19 protein-coding genes and 1 pseudogene are annotated in these 19,763 nt (G+C 62.3%); 8 read left to right on the top strand and 12 right to left on the bottom strand.

All coding sequences use genetic code 11. The annotated features are described in order from the left end of the window. Positions 1-5: 5 nt before the first annotated feature. On the top strand, positions 6-437 hold the full coding sequence (locus X733_RS154260; RefSeq protein WP_023699114.1) for a cupin domain-containing protein: 432 nt from the start codon (positions 6-8) through the stop codon (positions 435-437). On the opposite strand, the pseudogene X733_RS01000000166115 reads toward X733_RS154260, so the two are convergent. The 3 genes and pseudogenes from X733_RS01000000166115 to X733_RS154270 all read right to left on the bottom strand — a co-directional run bounded on the left by X733_RS01000000166115 (position 434) and on the right by X733_RS154270 (position 2,836). Next, positions 434-1,107, bottom strand: a pseudogene (locus X733_RS01000000166115) (lysoplasmalogenase). The gene X733_RS154260 and the pseudogene X733_RS01000000166115 sit on opposite strands and share 4 nt — an antisense overlap. Then, on the bottom strand, positions 1,104-1,991 hold the full coding sequence (locus X733_RS154265; RefSeq protein ID WP_023714980.1) for an EamA family transporter: 888 nt from the start codon (positions 1,989-1,991) through the stop codon (positions 1,104-1,106). The pseudogene X733_RS01000000166115 and the gene X733_RS154265 overlap by 4 nt, the downstream one beginning before the upstream one ends. 44 nt (positions 1,992-2,035) lie before the next feature. Further along, positions 2,036-2,836, bottom strand: coding sequence for a DUF3108 domain-containing protein (locus tag X733_RS154270; RefSeq protein ID WP_023818471.1), 801 nt, complete (start codon positions 2,834-2,836; stop codon positions 2,036-2,038). A gap of 260 nt (positions 2,837-3,096) precedes the next feature. Here X733_RS154270 and rpmB point away from each other — a divergent pair, with 260 nt between their 5' ends. From rpmB to X733_RS154285, 3 genes are all read left to right on the top strand, one after another. After that, on the top strand, positions 3,097-3,393 hold the full coding sequence (gene rpmB, locus X733_RS154275) for a 50S ribosomal protein L28 (RefSeq protein WP_023670682.1): 297 nt from the start codon (positions 3,097-3,099) through the stop codon (positions 3,391-3,393). A 161-nt stretch (positions 3,394-3,554) separates the two neighbouring features. After that, positions 3,555-4,235: a queuosine precursor transporter gene (locus tag X733_RS154280; RefSeq protein WP_023818470.1), complete on the top strand. Its 681-nt coding sequence runs from the start codon at positions 3,555-3,557 to the stop codon at positions 4,233-4,235. Positions 4,236-4,238: 3 nt separating this feature from the next. Beyond that, complete coding sequence (locus tag X733_RS154285) at positions 4,239-4,910, top strand: spermidine synthase (protein ID WP_023818469.1); 672 nt, start codon at positions 4,239-4,241, stop codon at positions 4,908-4,910. A 5-nt stretch (positions 4,911-4,915) separates the two neighbouring features. On the opposite strand, the gene X733_RS154290 is transcribed toward X733_RS154285, so the two are convergent. The 4 genes from X733_RS154290 to X733_RS154305 form a co-directional block, all read right to left on the bottom strand. Continuing rightward, positions 4,916-5,941 carry an esterase-like activity of phytase family protein gene (locus tag X733_RS154290; protein ID WP_023818468.1) on the bottom strand — a complete coding sequence of 342 codons (1,026 nt, stop codon included), beginning with the start codon at positions 5,939-5,941 and terminating at the stop codon, positions 4,916-4,918. Further along, positions 5,938-7,836, bottom strand: coding sequence for a cobaltochelatase subunit CobT (cobT, locus tag X733_RS154295; RefSeq protein WP_023685363.1), 1,899 nt, complete (start codon positions 7,834-7,836; stop codon positions 5,938-5,940). The genes X733_RS154290 and cobT overlap by 4 nt, the downstream gene beginning before the upstream one ends. Positions 7,837-7,847: 11 nt before the next feature. After that, positions 7,848-8,834, bottom strand: coding sequence for a cobaltochelatase subunit CobS (gene cobS, locus X733_RS154300; protein ID WP_023670677.1), 987 nt, complete (start codon positions 8,832-8,834; stop codon positions 7,848-7,850). 123 nt (positions 8,835-8,957) lie between these two features. Further along, positions 8,958-9,587 (bottom strand): J domain-containing protein, encoded by a 630-nt coding sequence (locus tag X733_RS154305; protein ID WP_032887126.1) that lies wholly within the window; start codon positions 9,585-9,587, stop codon positions 8,958-8,960. A 168-nt stretch (positions 9,588-9,755) separates the two neighbouring features. On the opposite strand from X733_RS154305, the gene X733_RS154310 reads away from it, so the two are divergent. Next, positions 9,756-10,058 carry a BolA family transcriptional regulator gene (locus X733_RS154310; protein ID WP_023670675.1) on the top strand — a complete coding sequence of 101 codons (303 nt, stop codon included), beginning with the start codon at positions 9,756-9,758 and terminating at the stop codon, positions 10,056-10,058. Positions 10,059-10,069: 11 nt separating this feature from the next. Here the strand turns inward: X733_RS154310 and X733_RS154315 are convergent, their stop codons facing one another. Beyond that, on the bottom strand, positions 10,070-11,623 hold the full coding sequence (locus tag X733_RS154315; RefSeq protein ID WP_023818467.1) for an acetolactate synthase large subunit: 1,554 nt from the start codon (positions 11,621-11,623) through the stop codon (positions 10,070-10,072). Next, positions 11,580-12,068, bottom strand: coding sequence for a hypothetical protein (locus tag X733_RS1000000170700; protein WP_245274411.1), 489 nt, complete (start codon positions 12,066-12,068; stop codon positions 11,580-11,582). Before X733_RS1000000170700 ends, X733_RS154315 begins: the two co-directional genes overlap by 44 nt. Before the next feature lie 92 nt (positions 12,069-12,160). Between X733_RS1000000170700 and X733_RS154320 the strand changes: the two genes are divergently transcribed. The 3 genes from X733_RS154320 to X733_RS154330 are packed head-to-tail and all read left to right on the top strand — an operon-like array spanning position 12,161 to position 16,995. Next, positions 12,161-14,110, top strand: a complete 1,950-nt coding sequence (locus X733_RS154320; protein WP_023818465.1) for a PrkA family serine protein kinase — start codon at positions 12,161-12,163, stop codon at positions 14,108-14,110. A 17-nt stretch (positions 14,111-14,127) separates the two neighbouring features. Continuing rightward, on the top strand, positions 14,128-15,435 hold the full coding sequence (locus X733_RS154325) for a YeaH/YhbH family protein (protein WP_023818464.1): 1,308 nt from the start codon (positions 14,128-14,130) through the stop codon (positions 15,433-15,435). A 9-nt stretch (positions 15,436-15,444) separates the two neighbouring features. Then, entirely contained in the window at positions 15,445-16,995 is a 1,551-nt protein-coding gene (locus tag X733_RS154330; RefSeq protein ID WP_023818463.1) for a SpoVR family protein, read from the top strand. A 41-nt stretch (positions 16,996-17,036) separates the two neighbouring features. Here the strand turns inward: X733_RS154330 and X733_RS154335 are convergent, their stop codons facing one another. The 3 genes from X733_RS154335 to X733_RS154345 are packed head-to-tail and all read right to left on the bottom strand — an operon-like array spanning position 17,037 to position 19,671. Then, entirely contained in the window at positions 17,037-17,933 is an 897-nt protein-coding gene (locus tag X733_RS154335) for an HlyC/CorC family transporter (protein ID WP_023818462.1), read from the bottom strand. After that, positions 17,930-19,063: a 3-dehydroquinate synthase gene (gene aroB / locus X733_RS154340; protein ID WP_023694054.1), complete on the bottom strand. Its 1,134-nt coding sequence runs from the start codon at positions 19,061-19,063 to the stop codon at positions 17,930-17,932. Before aroB ends, X733_RS154335 begins: the two co-directional genes overlap by 4 nt. Then, complete coding sequence (locus X733_RS154345; protein WP_023670667.1) at positions 19,060-19,671, bottom strand: shikimate kinase; 612 nt, start codon at positions 19,669-19,671, stop codon at positions 19,060-19,062. Before X733_RS154345 ends, aroB begins: the two co-directional genes overlap by 4 nt. Positions 19,672-19,763: the final 92 nt, after the last annotated feature.

Genomic DNA, 19,763 nt, shown 5'->3' with positions numbered 1-19,763 from the left:
CAGCCATGACCAGCGCCGCTGAAATCATCGCCATGCTTGGCCTCAAGCCGCATCCGGAAGGCGGCTGGTATGCCGAGACCTTTCGCGACGGCGCCGGTGGCGCGCGTGGCCATTCGACGGCGATCTATTTCCTCCTTGAACAGGACCAGATTTCGGCCTGGCACCGGGTCAAGGACGCGGCCGAGGTCTGGCACTTCCATGCCGGAGCGCCGCTGGCGCTGTCGATGTGCGAGGAAGGTAGTCCAATGCTTAACCAGGTGATCGAGCAGGTGCTCGGCATTGAGCTTGCGGCGGGCGAGCGGCCGCAGATCGTCGTGCCGGCCGGCTGGTGGCAATCGGCGCGCAGCCTCGGCGAATGGACGTTGGTCGGCTGCACCGTGGCGCCGGGCTTCGACTTCGCCGCGTTTGAAATGGCCGAGCCGGGCTGGCAGCCTTAGGCCAGAAGAAAACCAAGAGTTATGCAGAGCTGGGCGGCGTAGTACAGCACCCAGACCGCATAACGGATGCCGGCGCGATAGGGTGCTATTGCCGGAACCAGGAATTTCTCGCGGCAAGCAGCCCGTCCGATGCCATGAACATAACAGCGCCGCCGATGACCCACGGATTGTCGAGCGTCAACGCCGAGATGCCCATCGCCAGAATGGCCGCGATATAGACGGCGATCGGCACCCGCAGGCCGGGACTGACACGGCGCCAGAGTGCTGCCAGCATGACGACTGCGAAGGCCGCCATGGCCAGCGCGATGGCGCCGCGCCATGTCTCGGTGCTGAGCACATCCAGCCCGCCGCCGCTGCGCAGGAAGAGCGGCACATAGAGGACATGCGCCGCAAGGAAGCTGGCCAGCCCGCCGAGGAAGGCCTTTTCGCCGTCACGCGACAGGAAGGCGTCGCCGACGGCGCTGAGCGCCAGCGCCGCGACGAGCAACAGCTGCCCACCTTGCATGAAGGCCAGCGCCGCAAGCATGGCCACGGACAGCGTCTTTGCCGCCGAGCGGGCCAGCGTCGGCCGCATATCCAGGGTGAGGGCGTAGATCACCGCCGCCACCAGCGAAAAAATCAATGTGGCGTTGGCATTGGCGTCAATGCCGCCGGCAAACGGCATCGTCATGCGCTTGCTCCACCCGTTGCCGCCTTGCGCAGGAACAACGATTTCGCCGCCAGCGCCGCGCCGCCGGTGATCAGCACGCAGGCCGCCAGGATACGCAGCGACGGCTCGGCAACGCCCGCCGCGATCAGCACCAATGTCGACAGCAGTGGCGCCGCATAGCTTGCCGCGCCGAGCACCTGGATGTTGCCTCGTTTGACGCCGATATCCCAGGCGTAGAAGGCAGCACCCACCGGCATCAACCCCAAACCAACCACCGACAGCCACTGGCCGGGGCCATCGGGCAGCACCGTCTTTTCCAGCAGAAGATGGCAGATGAGGGACAGGGCTGCCGTGGCGGCGCAGAACCAGGTGACGATCGAGGTCGGCACCGCCGGAAAGCGCCGCGACAGCAGCGAATAGGACGACCACAGCAGCGCACACACGGCCGCCATCGCATAGCCGAAGGTGTAGCGAGCATCGAAGGCGAGGCCGCCACCCTTGGTGACGATCAGCACGGTCCCGGCGAGCCCGAGCAGCGCGCCCACGACATGGTTCCAGGCCAGCTTCTCGCCCGGCATCAGCGCTGATCCCAGCACGATCAGCAGCGGCCACAGATAGGCGATCAGGCTTGCCTCCACCGCCGGCGCGTTGCGCAGCGCGGTGAAATAGAAGAAATGGTAGCCGAACAGTCCGGCAATGCCGATCACCCAGACCTGGCGTGGGATCTTCAGGCTTTTATCGGTCGCCGGCATGAACAGCCGGGCAACCAGCCCGACTGCGGTGCCGATGGTGAAGGTGATGGCCGAGAGCAAGAATGGCGGCACGGCGCCCGACGCATCGGTGAGCAACGCCAGCAGCGCCCACATGGCGACCGCCGAGAAACCGATCAGTGTTGCGCGCCCCATGCCCGTCTCCGGCGACTCGCCCCATTCTATTCGGGTGGGCGCGTCTATTCAGTAGCTTCGAACCGCCCCGCGCTGACAGTCAAGGTGCCGATCTGCGTCCCGACCGTGGCGTGGATCGGCGCATATATGCCGGTTTGGCCGAGCGGTGCAAACGTCACCATCATCTGGCTCTTCTTCTTCAGGTAATTCAGCGCCTTGCGGCCCTTGCGGTAGCCTGCCACCGGCTCGAAGCTCATCTTGCAGGTAACGGTGTCGCCCTTGTAGCCCTTGACCGAGATCGATCCTTTCGAGGCGTAGGTCAACGTCAGGTCGGCGCGCATCTCGCCGTCATAGAATTTCACCTTGCGCCCACAGACCTGGTCGAGGCTGTCAGCATGGATGACGGTAGCCGCCATCGGATCGAGCACCGATGCCAGATCGTTGCTGCCCAGCGGTATCCAGTTTTTGGGATTGCGCTTTTTCGGCTCGGGAATGACCTGGGTGGCTGTAACCGCGCCATTGGCAAAGCGGATATCGACCATGGAAGCCTTCTTGCCGGACTTATAATCGGCGCGAAATACCTGCGGCTGCATCTGCTTGCCCAGGATCTTGCCCTTTGACGAGATCGTGCCGCTCGTGTCGTCGAACAAGGTGGCGAGACCCGCGCTGGAGACGGTGCCGTCTATGGAATAGCTATCGCCTTCGTAGTGGCTGGAAAATGTCGCCTTGGCCACGGAAAGGCCGAGGAACGACACCGTGTATTCGCCCTTGAAGGACTGTGCGGTGGCTGGGGGCGCGGCGGCAAGGATTGATGTCGGCAAGGCGGCGACAAATATGGCGACAACGGCACGTGACGGGCGAAGCATGGCGGGCTCGGTCCTTGATTTTTTTAACCGGAGGCGGGCGACTCCGGCTTGAAATGTCCCTGTCCGACCGCTTATAGGCAGAATTCCGGCCTTTATGTGAAACGCTCGTCACAGTCGTGGGCAAGCCGGAGCTTGACGCATTGGCGAAATGCAACTAAGGAACGCCAACTTTTCCATAAGGCCGCCTGACTGAAACCGCGCGCCACCCGGCGCGGGCGAACAAGGTTTGGCAGGCTTAGACAGAACTGAAGGTTAGAACCATGTCCCGCACCTGCGAACTCACTGCCAAGGCAGTCCAGACCGGCAACAATGTGAGCCACGCCAACAACAAGACCAAGCGCCGCTTCCTGCCGAACCTCGTCAATGTGACGCTGATTTCGGAAGCGCTGAACCAGAATGTGCGCCTGCGCATTTCGGCCAACGCGCTGCGTTCGGTCGAGCATCGCGGCGGCCTCGACGCCTTCCTGGCCAAGGCCGACGCCAAGGAATTGTCGCAGCGCGCGCGCCTGTTGAAGAAGCAGATCGCCAAGAAGCTGGCCGACCAGCCCGCCGCTTAACGATATCAAGGCGGGGGACGACCGCCCTGAGCATCGGAGCAATCCGATGCTCAAAACTTCTAAGGCAGCAGCATCGGAGCAATCCGATGCTCAAATTTGCAAGGCAGCGCGATCCGGATTTCGGCTAGCGCCTGGCTGGTTCCATTACCCAGGATAAAAAAATGACTTCCTTCTCGCGATATCTGCCCTTTGTGGCCGCCATGGCGCTTGTCGTCGTGGCATCGAACATCCTCGTGCAGTTCCCGATGCAGGGCCAGGTCGGCGGTCTGTCGCTGGCCGACATCCTGACCTGGGGTGCCTTCACCTATCCCTTCTCCTTCCTGGTCACCGACCTTGCCAACCGCCGTTACGGCCCGACCGTGGCGCGCCGCATCGTCCTTGTCGGCTTCATGACTGCGGTGGTCTGCTCGATCCTCGTCCCGCCCTTCCTGTTTCGCCACGGCCTGATCGAGTTCGAGACATCAGCCGACCGGCTGGTGCGCATCGCCGCGGCTTCGGGCGCGGCCTTCCTTTGCGCGCAATTGCTCGACGTCACCGTGTTCAACCGGTTGCGCCGGCAGAGCTGGTGGCGCGCGCCGATCGTCGGCACGCTGGTCGGCTCGGTGTTCGACACCCTGGTATTCTTCAGCATCGCCTTTTCGGCCGCCTTCGCTTTTGCCGGCCCGAACGACAGCTTTGCGCTGGAGACGGCGCCGCTGATGGGCGTGCTGCCGGTCGAGTCCATGCGCTGGGTCTCCTGGGCGCTGGGCGACGTCTCGGTGAAGCTGATCATCGCTGTTGTGGCCCTGATCCCGTACCGGCTGCTCGCCGCCCACTGGAGCCAGCCGGCCGTGGCTGTCTAGGCCGTGATTCCCTGGGTCCAGCTCGGCTCGGCCAAAACGCCTGACGGCGGACAGGAACTGCGCCTCAAGCAGCGCGGCAGCGAATTCTCGATCATGCTCGGCACCAATGAGTTGATGAACAGCCGCCTCAGCGGCTCCGAAGAAGCGCTGGCCAAGCTCTCCTGTGAAAAGATCGGCGGCCGCGCCCAACCGAAAATCCTGATCGGCGGCCTCGGCATGGGTTTTACGCTGCGCGCTGCGCTTGCCCAAATGGGCGCCGACGCAGGCATCACCGTTGCCGAGCTTGTCCCCGCCGTCATCGCCTGGGCGCGCGGCCCCATGGAGGCGGTCTTCGCCGGCTGTCTCGACGATCCCCGTGTGACGATTCGCGAAGCCGACGTCGGGCACATCATAAGATCCGACGAGGCAGCCTGGGACGCCATCCTGCTCGATGTCGACAATGGCCCCGAAGGCATCGTCTACAAGGGCAACGACGCCCTCTATGGCGCTGCCGGCCTCGGCGCGGCGCGTGCAGCGCTCAGGCCCGGGGGCGTGCTGACTGTTTGGTCGCAAGGCCCCGATGCCGGCTTCACACTTAGGCTCAAGCAGGCGGGCTTTGTCGTGGACGAGGTGAAGACGCGCGCCAATGGCAAGCGCGGCGCGCGCCACGTCATCTGGATCGCCACCAAGCCTTAGGGCTCTCAATCCTGGTGCAGGATGAATTCCAGATAGAGGTTGCGCTGCAGGATCGAGTGGTTGTCGTCCGAGATCAGCGACACCATCAGCGCTCCGTCATCGCGGGTCCAAACGTCGAGTCCTTCCATATTGTCGATCTGGTAGCCCATGTCGGATTCCATCAGCACCGGCCCGTCGGCAACCGCGCCCTTCTCGACGCTTTCGCCATAGATGCGCCTTAGCCGCATCCTGACACCGCCGGCCATCGAGAAACTGCGCTCCAAAAGCAGCAGGTCGCCATCCGGCAGGAAGGCGCCGTCAGTGATGTCGAAATCACCGTTGCGCTTGACCGTGAAGACGCCCTTGTGCGGCCCTTCGATGATGGCGGCATAGATGTTGCCAGCCTTGTCCAAGCTCTTTTCCGAGACCACGACGAGGCCGCCCGCGTGCTGGCCGTTGGGATTGGCGTGGGTGACGGTCTCGAAACCGCGGTTCTGCCGCAGTTCCCGGGCTGGAACCAGGAAGTTCAGTTGCTTGAACGGCGCAGTCATGTTGCTGGGGTCGATCTTGAACTGGGCGACGCGGTGACCGCGCTCGAAGCCGACGGTGGCAATGCCGTCGTTGACTGCAAGGCCCTCGGCATCGACTTCCCATTTCTTGTCGATCGGCCGGCCCTTCTCATCGACCATCTGCTGCATGCGGAAATTCTGGATGCCGGACGGCCGCTTGTCGGCATCATGGGTGATCGAGCCGAAGAACCAGAAGCCCGTATCGGCGACGCCGATGAAATCGCTGCCGGGTTTGACGAACCGAAATGCCGACAGCGCGCCGAAATCGCGCGTCGTCGAGTTCATCTCAAGACCGCCGACGAATTCCAGCGGCCCAAACTGCTTGTCGGCGCTGCCGATATGGAAGGTGGTGATCGGCCGCGCCGAGACTTCGACCGGCTCGACCGCGCTTGGGCCGGCGGCGATGGCCGGCGCAAACGCCATGCCGAACAAGGCAGTGACCGCGAAGAGCATCTGCCGAAACCCGCCGCGCAAAAAAATCATCCGGCGCGCCGGTAGCCGCCGCGGCGTGTATCGCGCACGTTTTCCTCGGCGAACAGCGAGGCCAGCTGCTCGGTCATGGCGCCGGCCAGTTCCTCGGCATCGACGATGGTGACGGCGCGCCTGTAATAGCGGGTAACGTCGTGGCCGATGCCGATGGCCAGCAGCTCGACCGGCGAGCGCGTCTCGATCAGCTCGATGACGGCGCGCAGATGCCGCTCGAGATAGTTGCCAGGATTGACCGACAGCGTCGAATCGTCCACCGGCGCGCCGTCCGAGATCATCATCAGGATCTTGCGCTGTTCGGGCCGGGCGATCAGCCGGTTGTGCGCCCATAACAACGCCTCGCCGTCGATGTTTTCCTTGAGCAGGCCCTCGCGCATCATCAGGCCGAGATTGCGCCGGGCGCGACGCCACGGATGATCGGCGGATTTGTAGATGATGTGGCGCAGATCGTTGAGCCGGCCGGGGTTCGGCGGCTTGCCGTCCTTCAGCCACTTCTCGCGAGCCTGTCCGCCCTTCCACGCCCGCGTGGTGAAGCCGAGGATCTCGACCGAGACGCCGCAGCGCTCCAGCGTGCGCGCCAGAATGTCGGCACAGGTGGCGGCAACCGTGATCGGCCGACCGCGCATCGAGCCCGAATTGTCGAGCACCAGCGTCACCACCGTGTCGCGGAATTTGGTGTCGCGCTCCTGCTTGAACGACAACGGCTGCATCGGGTCGATGACGACACGAACCAGGCGTGCCGGATCGAGATAACCCTCTTCGAGGTCGAAATCCCAGGAACGGTTCTGCTGCGCCATCAGGCGGCGCTGCAGCCGGTTGGCGAGCCGTCCGACGACGCCGGAGAGATTGGCCAGTTGCTTGTCGAGGAAGGCGCGCAGCCGGTCGAGTTCTTCTTCCTCGCACAGCTCTTCCGCACCGACGGTCTCGTCGAAGGCGGTGGTGAAAACCTTGTAGTCGATCTCTTTCGGCAGGTTGGCGAACGGGTTGTCGTTACGGCGCGCCTCGCCCGGCGTTTCGGCGTCCGCATCGTCATCGTCGGAAAGATCGTCGGCAGTGGCGTCGGAGGCCTCAGTCTCGGACGACTGTTCGTCGTCGGCCGAGGCCTCGGCATCCTCGGATTGCGACTGCTCGGAGCCGGAATCCTCTTCGCCGCCCTCCTCGCTCTGCTCCTCGCCTTGCGGCTGGTTCTCGTCATTGTCCTCGGAGTCTTCGGTCTCCTGATCGTCGCCGAGTTCCTCGGCCATTTCCATGGACGCCAGCATCTCGCGCACGACGCGGGCGAAGGCCTGCTGGTCGCCGAGCTTGGCCGACAGTCCGTCGAGATCGGCCTTGGCCTTCTCCTCGACCCAGGGCCGCCAGAGTTCGACCAGCCGCTCGCCGCTCTTCGGGATCGGCCGCCCGGTCAGCTTCTCGCGCACCATCAGCGCCAGCGCTTCCTCGATCGGCGCGTCGGCCTTGTCCTTGACGTCGACAAGGTTGGCCTTGGCGTATTTGTCCTCCAGCATGGAGCCGATATTGTCGGCGACGCCCTGCATGGCGCGGCTGCCGATCGCCTCGACGCGGGCCTGTTCCACGGCGTCATAGATCGAGCGCGCCAGCTTGCCTTCCGGCGCCAGTTTGGTGTGGATACGCTGATCGTGGCAGGCGCGCTTCAGCGCCATGGAATCGCCCAGGCCACGAGTAATCGCGATGTCTGTCTTGGACGCTTTCTTCGGCAGTTCGGGCAGACGGGCGCGGCTGCCGGCGAGCGCCGGTCGGTCCTTGGCGAAACCGACTTCGAGCTCCTTGTCGCCGGCGATGGCGCGCATGCAGACGGTGACGGCACGCTTGAAGCTGTCGGCTTCAGACCCCGTCTTCGACTTGTTGCGCGTGTTGTCGCCCGGACCCGCCATCGAGGCTCTGCTCAGCCCAGCACCACGTTGGCGGCGCTCTCGGGCAAATCCTCGCCGAAGGCGCGCTGGTAGAACTCGGCCACCACCGAACGCTCCAGCTCGTCGCATTTGTTGAGGAAGGTCAGCCGGAACGCCATGCCGATATTGCCGAAGATCTCGGCATTTTCGGCCCAGGTGATGACGGTACGCGGGCTCATCACGGTCGACAGATCGCCATTGATGAAGGCCGAGCGCGTCATGTCGGCGACGCGCACCATCTTGTTGACGATGTCCTTGCCCTTGCCGTCGCGATAGTGCTTGGCCTTGGCCAGCACGATGTTCACCTCATTGTCGTGCGGCAGGTAGTTCAGCGTGGTGACGATCGACCAGCGATCCATCTGCGCCTGGTTGATCTGCTGCGTGCCGTGATAGAGGCCGGTGGTGTCGCCGAGGCCAACGGTGTTGGCGGTCGAAAACAAGCGGAACGCCGGATGCGGGCGGATGACCCGGCTCTGGTCGAGCAGCGTCAGGCGGCCCGACGATTCCAGCACGCGCTGGATGACGAACATCACGTCCGGACGGCCGGCATCGTACTCGTCGAAGCAGAGCGCGACATTGTGCTGGTAGGCCCAGGGCAGGATGCCGTCGCGGAATTCGGTGATCTGCAGGCCGTCCTTGACGACGATGGCGTCCTTTCCGACGAGATCGATACGGCTGACATGGCTGTCGAGGTTGACGCGCACGCAGGGCCAATTCAGGCGGGCTGCGACCTGTTCGATGTGCGTCGATTTGCCAGTGCCGTGATACCCCGACACCATGACGCGGCGATTGTAGGCAAAGCCGGCAAGGATCGCCAGCGTCGTTGCCTTGTCGAACAGATAGTCCGGATCGATGTCCGGCACATGTTCCGAGGTTACCGAATAGGCCGGCACCACCATCTTGGACTCGAAGCCGAATTTGTCTTTCACCGACACCGTCGTGTCGGGCAAATTGGCGATGTCGCGATCGACCTTGTTCATCTCTATCCAAGTCTCCACGGGCGAAATGCCTGATTTCGCCGGCAATCGATTTTGTCCGGGGGCGGTCTTAGAGCCTTTTCCACCCTTATGAAAGTTGGAAAACGACACGAACCGTTAGGTTGCTCAGCACAAACCCGCCTGCTTGAGCACGCGATAGGCCTGCAGCACATCGCGGAACCGGTCTTCCGAACCTCTATCGCCGCCATTCGCATCCGGATGGTGGCGCTTCACAAGTTCCTTATAGCGCGCCTTGATGTCCTTGCCAGTCGCCTTTGTATCAAGGCCAAGCGTTTCCAGCGCCTTGGCCTCAAGCGGCTTGGCCTTGCGTTCGCGCGCCTCGCGCGGGTCCTTCGGCCCTTTGAACAGGTCGAAAGGATCGCGCATGCGGTTGTAATAGCCGGCGCGACCGGAACGCTGCTGGGCGAAATCGGGCGAGGAGCGCGTCGAGGCGCCGGCGACGCCCATCTTCCATGTCGGCCGGTGGCCGGTCATCGCTTCCTTCTGGAAGCGGGCTATCTCGGTGTCCGGCACGCCGGAGAAGTAGTTGAAACCCTTGTTGTATTCGCGCACATGATCGAAGCAGAACTGAAAATACTCGCCTTCCTTCATGCGTCCGACCGGCGCCCGGTGGGTACCGGCCTCCTTGCAGCCGTCCCACTGGCAGATCGGCGAGTGCGACTTCAGCTCCGCATCCTTGTCGGGACGGACCCGAATTTTCTCGAAATATTTGGGGTACGGTTTCATCTCACCCATTTATGGGCTGTTCGCACGTGCGAAACAAGAATTGACATTTTCGCGATCATCGCCCTAACCGCTGAATCGCGGCATAAAGCAGGGCGAATGGCGATTTTTGAGGCGGCCCGGCGGGATCGATCCCGATTTCCCGATCACGCCTTGCAGATATGGTGAAGGGAGATGGCGATGTCCATACAGGCGACGATGGAAGACAAGCTGAACAAGGCGTTTTCGCCGGAGCGGCTGGCGATCGTCAATGAAAGCCACCTTCATGCCGGTCATCACCACCACGGCTCCGACGATCACGGTGCCTATGACGGCACGGGCGAGACGCATTTTCGCGTCCGCATCGTCTCATCCGTCTTTGCCGGCATGAGCCGCATCGACCGCCACCGCGCCGTCAACGAATTGCTCGCAGCGGAGCTGCAAGCCGGCGTCCATGCGCTGGCAATCGAACCGGCTGCACCCGGCGAAAAGACCCGTTGGTAAGTCTCTCCGCCTCAGATCACCGCTTCGATGAGAAACGGTCCCGGACGCGACAGGGCACTGTCGAGCAGCGCGTCGAACCGCTCGCACGTGTCGGCGCGGGCCGCCTCGACGCCCATGCCTTTGGCCAGCGCAACCCAGTCCAGCGCCGGATGGTCGAGATTGAGCATGCGCCTGGCGTTCTCGCCGATCTCATTGACCCCGACATTCTTCATTTCGCCATGCAGGATGGCGTAGGTCCGGTTGGAAAAGATGATGGTCACGACGTCAAGCTTTTCCCTGGCCTGGGTCCACAGTCCCTGCACCGTGTACATGCCGCTGCCGTCGGCTTCGAGATTGATCACCTTGCGGTCCGGGCAGGCGATCGCCGCTCCTGTCGCCATCGGAATGCCGCCGCCGATCGATCCGCCCGTACCCATCATGTAGTCGTGCGGCGCCGCAAAGGCGGATAGCGCGAAGAACCGTCTCGCCGAGGTGACTGCTTCGTCGCAGACGATGGCATTGGCCGGAAGTTTGCGCGCCACCGACAGCGCGATGGCATCGTCCGTCAGTCTGCCGCTCAGCGTCGGTTCGTCTGGAAAGGCGGTTGCGGCGGCGAATTGCTGCGTCGGCTTGATGCCGAGCTCGTCGGCCAGCGCCTCCAGCGCCGCTTTCAGATCCTGGCCATGCGCCGCCAGCGAAAGCACCTTGCAATCGTCCCGAACCAGCCGCCCGGGCTTGCCGGGATAAGCGAAGAAGGCAACCGGCTCCTTGGCGCCGACCAGCACCAGCAAATCGATATCCCGGAGCGTGGCCGTCGCCGCATCGACCGGATAGGGAATGCGGGTCGGGGCGAACCGCCCGCGGCCGCGCGGCATGCGGGCGATCAGAACCTCACTGAACAGCCTGACATCGCTTCCCGATGAGATTCTCCCTGCGATTTCAAGTCCATCGGCGCGCGCCGCCTGCCCACGCACCACCATGCCGACACGGCCCGGCGCGGCGCGGATTGCTTCGGCGATCGTGCGCACAACAGCCATGTCGACGGCGGGCGGCGGCTCCAGCTCCACCTTGCCAGGTGAAATCGCAGCAACTTCGCCCCAGGCGGCATCCGCAGGCAGGATCAGCGTCGTGACGCCAGGCGGCGTGAGTGAGGCGCCGAAAGCCGCCTCTGCGGCCGGCACAATATCGGCCGGCCCCTTGACGCGGCCAACCCAGTTCGACATCGGCGACGCCAGGCCTTCTATGTCGCTGGTCAGCGGGGCATCGAGCGGCAGATGGTAAGAAGCATGGTCGCCGACAATGTTGATCATCGGGCTGCGCGCACGCCTTGCGTTGTGCATGTTGGCCAAACCGTTGGCGAGACCCGGTCCGGTATGCAGCAACGTTGCTGCCGGGCGGTCGGTCATGCGCGCATAGCCGTCGGCGGCGCCGGTCACCACGCCCTCGAACAGGCCGAGCACGCAACGCATCTGAGGTTTGCGGTCCAGTGCGGCAACGAAATGCATTTCGGATGTGCCAGGATTGGCGAAGCAGACCGTGACGTCATTGGCCAGGAGCACGTCGCACAGCAGATCGGCGCCATTCATGATTTTCTTTCCCAATCGACAATTCAGGAACAATTGCACCTGTAGGCGCCGGGTCGGCAATGTCCCGCCGGGGCTTTTGGTCTGATCCAGGACGCCTCGCAGGGATCCGGCGATCAACCGACGGTCCATTCAGGAAGGCCAGCATCGCGGCGGTCAACGCGTCGCCGTCCTCGCCGAAGTCGTGATTGATCGACATATGCGTGTAGGCGTTGCCGTCGAACAGCGTCACTTCAGTGCCGATGGCGCGCAGGCGTTTGGCAAAGCCTTCGATTGGTCGTCGCGGCCTTCGGCGCGCTAATAGGCGATGAAGGTCGGCGGATGCTTGTGTCCATCGAGATAGCTGGCCGGCGACAACGCCGCCCATCAGCGCCGCAGCACCGGGCAACCCGCCATTCCAGCCACTCCGAATGTTTCCTCCCAAGCCTTCTACCCGGATTGCAGCCACTCTCCTTCATGTGAAGGGAACCAACAATGCTTTCCGACAGTTGAAGGTGATGAGGCGATTGGAATCCAGATCGGCTCCGAGGGCAGAACATCATGCGTGCAACCCAATCCGACGTCTTCGATCTTTTTTCGGAAATTTATGCCAATGAGGCGGACGAAGAGGTCAGCATCCAACAGTATCTTCTTGCCTGTCGGGAAGACAAATCGATGTACGCTTCGGCGCCCGAAAGGATGGTCGACGCAATCGGCGAACCAAAACTGGTTGACACCAGCAAAGACGAGCGCCTCGGCCGCATTTTCGCGAATCGGACCCTCAAGATCTACCCTCATTTTTCCGACTTCTATGGAATGGAGGATACGATCGAGCGCATAGCTGGATATTTCCGCTATGCCTCGCAGGGGCTCGAAGAACGCAAGCAGATCCTCTATCTCCTCGGCCCGGTCGGCGGCGGCAAATCCTCTCTGGCCGAGCGCCTGAAGAAACTGATGGAGCAGCGCCCGATCTACACGCTGAAGGTCGGCAACCAGATCAGCCCGGTTTTCGAGTCGCCGCTTGGGCTGTTCCATCCCGATCACATGGGTGATCTGCTAGAGGATAAATACGGCATAGCCCGGCGCCGGCTGAACGGATTGATTTCGCCATGGGCGGCCAAGCGCCTCGACGAATTGTCTGGCGACATTTCCAAATTCAGCGTCGTCAAGCTGATGCCTTCGCGGCTGCGCCAGATCGGCATTGCCAAGACCGAACCTGGCGATGAGAACAATCAGGATGTCTCGGCCCTGGTCGGCAAGGTCGACATCAGGCAATTGGAAAATTTTAGCCAGTCCGACCCCGATGCCTATTCCTATAGCGGTGGCCTGAACCGGACCACGCAAGGTCTGCTTGAATTCGTCGAGATGTTCAAGGCACCCATCAAGGTTCTGCATCCGCTGCTGACCGCGACACAGGAAGGCAGCTACAACGGCACTGAAAATTTCGGCGCCTTTCCCTACCAGGGGATCATCGTCGCCCATTCCAACGAGTCGGAATGGCAACAGTTCAAGAGCAACAAGAACAACGAGGCGTTTCTCGATCGCATCCTGGTGGTCAAGGTACCCTATTGCCTGCGGATCACCGAAGAGAGGCAGATCTATGAGAAATTGCTGCGTGAGAGCGAGTTGGCCGCCAGCCCCTGTGCCCCTGAAGTTTTGGACATCCTCAGCCGCTTTGCAGTTTCGACGCGCTTGGCCGAGCACGACAACTCGCCGCTCTACACCAAGATGCGCGCCTATGACGGCGAAAATCTGAAGGAAGTCGATCCCAGGGCAAAGTCGGTCCAAGAATATCGCGACGCCGCCGGCGTCGATGAAGGCATGACGGGCGTCAGCACGCGCTTTGCCTTTAAGATCCTTTCGCAGACATTCAACTTCGATAATGAGGAGGTGGCCGCCGATCCTGTGCATCTGATGTACATTCTGGAGGAGGCGATCAAGCGGGAGCAGTTCCCGAAGGAAACGGAAGCGGCCTATCTTGAATTCATCAAGTCGGAGCTTGCGGCGCGCTACGCCGAGTTCATCGGCCACGAAATCCAGAAGGCCTATCTGGAGTCCTATAGCGAATACGGCCAGAACCTCTTCGACCGCTACATCGCCTATGCGGATGCCTGGATTGAGGACCAGGACTACAAGGACCCCGACACCGGCCAGATCCTCAACCGGGAGATCCTGGACAACGAACTTTCGCAGGTCGAGAAACCGGCAGGCATCGCCAATCCCAAGGACTTCCGTAACGAGGTGGTGAAGTTCACTCTGCGCGCTCGCGCAAGAAACCACGGCCGCAACCCGTCATGGACCAGCTATGAAAAACTGCGCGAGGTCATCGAGAAGCGGATGTTCGGACAGGTCGAGGACCTCTTGCCGGTGATCAGCTTCGGCTCCAAGCAAGACAGCGTTACGGAAAAGCGCCATAACGAATTCGTACAGCGCATGATCGAGCGTGGCTACACAGAACGGCAGGTACGCCGGCTGGTGGACTGGTACATGCGGGTGAACAAGGCGGGTTGACAGAGCCGGATGGTTCCATGCCGATCTTCATCGACCGTCGCCTGAACCCCAAGGACAAGAGCCTTGGCAATCGACAGCGCTTCCTCAGGCGTGCTCGCGAGGAGTTGAAGCGGAGCATTCGCGATCAAATCCGCACTGGCAGGATCGCCGACGTGGATACCGAGCACGCCGTGCCCATGCCCGAAAGGAAAACGGCCGAGCCGAGCTTCAACGATGACAGGGCCAGCGGACGGCGCCGACACATCCTTCCGGGCAACAGGCATTTTTCCCCTGGAGACCTGCTCCCGAAGCCGCATGGGGGCGGCGCGGCGTCGTCGCCAGGAAACACGGCGTCGGAAGACGATTTTCGTTTCGTGCTGTCACGCGAGGAGGTGCTCGAACTCTTTTTTGAGGATCTCGAACTGCCCGACCTGGTTAAGCTCAATCTCAAGGAAATCCTTGCCTTCAAGCCGCGCCGGGCCGGCTTCGCGGCAACCGGTTCCCCGACCAACATCAATGCCGGCCGCACCATGCGCAACAGCCTAGGCCGGCGCATTGCGCTGAGGCGCCCCACGCAGCAGGAACTGGAGGCGATCCTCCGGGAAATCGTCACGCTTGAGTCGGCCCCGGCCGGCGCGGCGGTGCGCCAGCGCATCGCGGAATTACGCGACGAGCTTGACCGGCTGGAGCGACGGCGCAGGCGAATTGCCTTTGTCGATCCGGTCGATATCCGATTCAACCGCTTCGACGCCCGGCCGGTGCCGAATGCCAATGCCGTCATGTTCTGCCTTATGGACGTGTCCGGATCGATGGGCCAACGCGAAAAGGACTTGGCCAAACGCTTCTTCGTGCTGCTGCACCTGTTCTTGAAACGGCGCTACGAACGCACGGAGATCGTCTTCATCCGCCATACCCATGAGGCGCACGAAGTGGATGAGGACACGTTCTTCTACAACACGCAGAGCGGCGGTACGATCGTGTCCACCGCGCTCGACGAAATGCACCGCATTATCGGCCAGCGCTATCCTGCCAGCGAGTGGAACATTTACGCCGCGCAGGCCTCTGACGGGGACAATTTCACCACCGATTCCGAGCGATGCATAGAGCTCATGAACGGCAAGCTCATGTGCCTGTGCCAGTATTTCGCCTATGTCGAGATCATCGACGAACGCGAGAGCCACATATTCGGTGCTACCGAAAACGGGACGTCGCTTTGGCGCGCCTACAGTACGATCGAGCTGAAATGGCCCAACTTCCAGATGAGCCGCATCGCTGCTCCTGCGGATATTTACCCGGTCTTCCACCGGCTCTTCGCCAGGCAGCCGGTGGCCATCAAGAGCGCTTGAGAGAGAGAGATGATCAGGCGAGCCAACGAAACGAATTTGTTGTTTTCCGGATCCGACTGGAATTTCGAGAAATTATCGCGGGCTTTTGAAGAGATCGAGGCGATCGCGGTCGACGAGTTGCATCTCGATACTTACCCGGTCCAGATGGAGATAATCTCCTCCCAGCAGATGCTCGACGCCTACTCATCTATCGGCATGCCACTGATGTATCGGCATTGGTCGTTCGGCAAACATTTCCTTCACCAGGAGCTTCTTTACCGTAAGGGTGGTCGGGGGCTGGCCTATGAACTGGTCATCAACTCCAATCCCTGCATCGTCTACCTCATGGAGGAAAACACCATGGCGTTGCAGGCCCTTGTGACGGCCCACGCGGCGCTTGGCCACAATCATTTCTTCAAGAACAATCATCTGTTTCAGCAATGGACCGACGCCGGGGCAATCCTGGGTTATCTGGACTTCGCCAAGGGCTACATCGCCCGGTGCGAGGAGCGGCACGGCCTTGCAACAGTGGAGGCCATTCTCGATTCCGCCCATGCGCTGATGGAACAAGGGGTGTTCCGCTACCACCGGCCGCCAAAGCTCTCGTCGGAGCGACAGCGCGAAGGGCTTCGCGAGCGCCTCGAATACGAAGAGCGCTCCTACAACGATCTGTGGCGCACGCTGCCGCCGTCGCAGAACAAAAACAAGTCCGGCAATGAGGATCAAGGGATGGCGGAGCGCAAGAGATCGCTCAACCTTCCCGAGGAAAACCTCCTTTATTTCCTCGAGAAGAACAGCCTGATCCTGGAACCCTGGCAGCGCGAGATCATCAGGATCGTCCGCGTCATCGCGCAATATTTCTACCCGCAGCGACAGACTCAAGTGATGAATGAAGGCTGCGCCACCTTCGTGCATTATACGCTCATGAACATGCTATTCGATCGCGGCCGGATCGGCGAAGGTGCCATGCTCGAAATCCTGCGCAACCATTCGAACGTGATCTTCCAGCCGGCCTTTGACGATCCCCGGTTTTCAGGCATCAATCCCTATGCCCTCGGCCTCGACATGATGCAGGACATACAGCGCATTTCGACCGAGCCGACGGCGGAGGACCGCGACTGGTTCCCGGACATTGCAGGACATGGCAACTGGCGCGAGGTCCTGCTTGAGGCCTGGGCCAACCACCGCGACGAATCCTTTATCCGCCAGTACCTCAGCCCGAGCTTGATCCGAAAATGGCGGTTCTTCGTGCTTGGCGATGGAGCCGACCAACCGCATTTCGAAGTCGCCTCGATCCACAACGAACGTGGCTATCACAAGATACGGGCCGAGCTAGCCCACGGTTACGACCTTGGAGCGAATCGGCCGGACATCCAGGTGATTGATGTCGACCTGCTCGGCGACCGGCAGTTGCGACTGCAACACAGGGTAAAGGATGGTGTTGTGCTCGAAGGGGCCAGCCGTGACGCGACGCTGCGCCATGTCCGCAGCCTCTGGGGCTACGAGGTCAGCCTGGTCGCAGTTGACGCTCAAACCGGTGCGACCATCCACGAACGGTCTACGAGCCAGATCGCGGCATAAGCTCGGCAAAGAGCGTCATGTGGCGGGCCTGCTCGGTACCTTTAAGATTCGCCCGCCTGCCTGATCCTGATTCTGGCGATCCGGTTTTTGTCGCGCTTCATCACCACGAAGCGCTTGCCGTGGAAGGTGAAAGCCTGCTTTTCCTCGGGGATCGACTGCGTCTCGTGGATGACCAGGCCGGCAATGGTGGTCGCTTCCTCGTCAGGCAGGTTCCAGTCGAGCGCCCGGTTGAGATCGCGGATCGGCACGGTGCCGTCGACGACCACGGAACCGTCCGCCTCCTGCTTCACGCCCTGAATGTCGACATCGTGCTCGTCGGCGATCTCGCCAACGATCTCCTCGATAATGTCCTCCAGCGTCACCAGCCCTTCGACCTCGCCATATTCGTCGACGACGATAGCGAAATGCGCCTTGGCGCGCAGGAAGGCGTTGAGCTGTTCCTGCAGCGTCGTGGTGTCGGGCACGAACCAAGGCTTCGAAGCGATCTTCATCACGTCGATCCGGGAAAAGTCGTTGCCGACCTCGTTCAGCGCTCGCAGCAGGTCCTTGGCGTGCAGCACGCCGACAATGTTGTCGAGAGAGCCTTTCCACAACGGCATGCGGGTGTGCGGGCTTTGCAGGATCTCGCGCACCACCGCTTCCGGCCCATTGTCGGCATTGACCGAGCGCATATTGGTGCGGTGGACCATGATGTCGGAGACTTCGAGCTCGGCCAGATCGAACAGCCCGCCGACGCGGTCGCGGTCCTCTCGCACCATCTGGCCGTCGCGGCGGAAATCGTCGACCGCACCGCGCAACTCGTCCTGGGTCGAGCGCTGCGGCTCGATGCGCGACAGCTCATAGCCGAACATGGCAAGCAGGCGCGTGCGCACGGCCAGGACCAGCAGGATGAGGATGGCAAGGACGGCGACGACGGTCCAGCCGGGCTCGTTGATCATCGCTGCCGGCTTTCCTGGCCCGGGTGGTTCTCCCTGAGGAACGAAAGCACTTCCGACGCCGGTACATCCTTGGCAATAAAAGCCTGGCCAACGCCGCGCGTCAGGATGAATGTCAGCGCGCCGCGCGACACTTTCTTGTCCTGGGTGATGAAGCCAAGCAGCGCCTCGGCATCGGGCAACTCACCAGGGATGTCGGCCATCCGCCAGGGTAGACCGACGGCGCGAAGATGCGCCTCGACCCGCGCCGCGTCGTCCGGGCTGGCCAGATTGAGCCTTGCGGAAAAGCGGTGCGCCAGCGCCATGCCGATGGCGACGCCTTCGCCATGGACGAGGCGGGCGCCGTCATACTGTGTGGCGCCTTCCAACGCATGGCCGAACGTGTGGCCAAGATTGAGCAGTGCGCGGTCGCCGGTTTCGAACTCGTCGCGGGCGACGACATCGGCTTTGGCGCGGCAGGCCTCGGCAATCGCCTCCGCCCGTTCCGCACCACCGGCGAACACCTTTTCCCAGTTCGCTTCCAGCCAGGCGAAAAACGCCGGTCGGTCGATCAACCCGTATTTGGCAAGCTCGGCATAGCCGGCGCGAAATTCGCGGATCGGCAGCGTGTCGAGCACTTCGGTGTCGGCCAGCACCAGCTTCGGCTGATGGAAGACGCCGACCAGATTCTTGCCGCGCGGGCTGTTGATGCCGGTCTTCCCACCGACCGAGGAATCGACCTGCGCCAGCAGCGAGGTTGGAATCTGGACGAAATTCATGCCGCGGCGCACGATGCCGGCGGCAAAGCCGGTCAGGTCGCCGATGACGCCACCGCCGAGCGCAATGACGACATCGCCGCGCTCCAGCTTGGCGGCGAGCACGCCGTCGACCACCTCTTCGAGATGGGCAAAGCTCTTGGTCTTTTCGCCGGCCGGCAAAGTGATGACGGCAGGCTGGATGCCGCCTGTTTCCAGACCGGCCTTCAGCGCGTCGAGATGTGCCGCCGCGACATTGTCGTCGGTGACCACCGCCGCCCTCGTGCCGGGCAGGCGGCGCGAAATCTCGGCGCCGGCGCGCGCCAAAAGGCCAGGGCCGATCAGGATGTCATAGGCACGCTCGCCAAGGCCGACCTCGACAGTGACCGGTTCGCTCACAGCCGCACCTCGCCTGGCGCAGTCGGAGCCGGAATGCCGAAATGCCCGCACAGCGCGTCGACAACCTCCGTCGCAATGACCTCCTTGCGGTCGTCGCGTGTCGGCACGGTGATGTTGGACGTGGCATAGACCGGGTAGCGCTCGCCCATCAGTCGCTCGAGCACGGCGCGCGGATCGGCGCTTTTGAGCAACGGCCGGTTCTGCTTCTTGGACACGCGTTCCATCAATAGGTCGATCTCGGCCTTCAGCCACACCGACACGCCATGCCCGGCGATCGCTTCCCGCGTCTGCGCATTCATGAACGCGCCGCCGCCGGTCGACAGCACCTGCGGCCCACTCTCCAGCACGCGCAGGATGACGCGCTGCTCCAATGCCCGGAATTCGGTCTCGCCATAGCGTTCGAACAGTTCCGGCACCGTCATGCGCGACACGGTTTCGATCTCCTGGTCGCTGTCGACGAAGGGCAGCGACAGCATCGTCGCCACCTTGCGGCCGATCGCCGTCTTTCCGGCGCCCATCAGGCCGACAAAGACGATCGAGCGGCTGCCCAGCCTGTCGAGCAGCGCGGCATGGCTATCGCCGGGAGGATTTGCTGGTAACGCGTTCATGAGACCATGCTGTTTCTAAGCCGTCTTTGCCGGCGTATCGACATCAAAAGCCCGTTTGCGTCAAGCACAGCGCCTTTCGCACGCAGAGCCCT

The sequence above is a fragment of the Mesorhizobium sp. L2C066B000 genome (assembly GCF_000502335.1).
GTDB lineage: Bacteria > Pseudomonadota > Alphaproteobacteria > Rhizobiales > Rhizobiaceae > Mesorhizobium.
The sequence above is the reverse complement of the archived record's forward strand: the minus strand, read 5'-3'. Positions and strand labels throughout refer to the sequence as shown.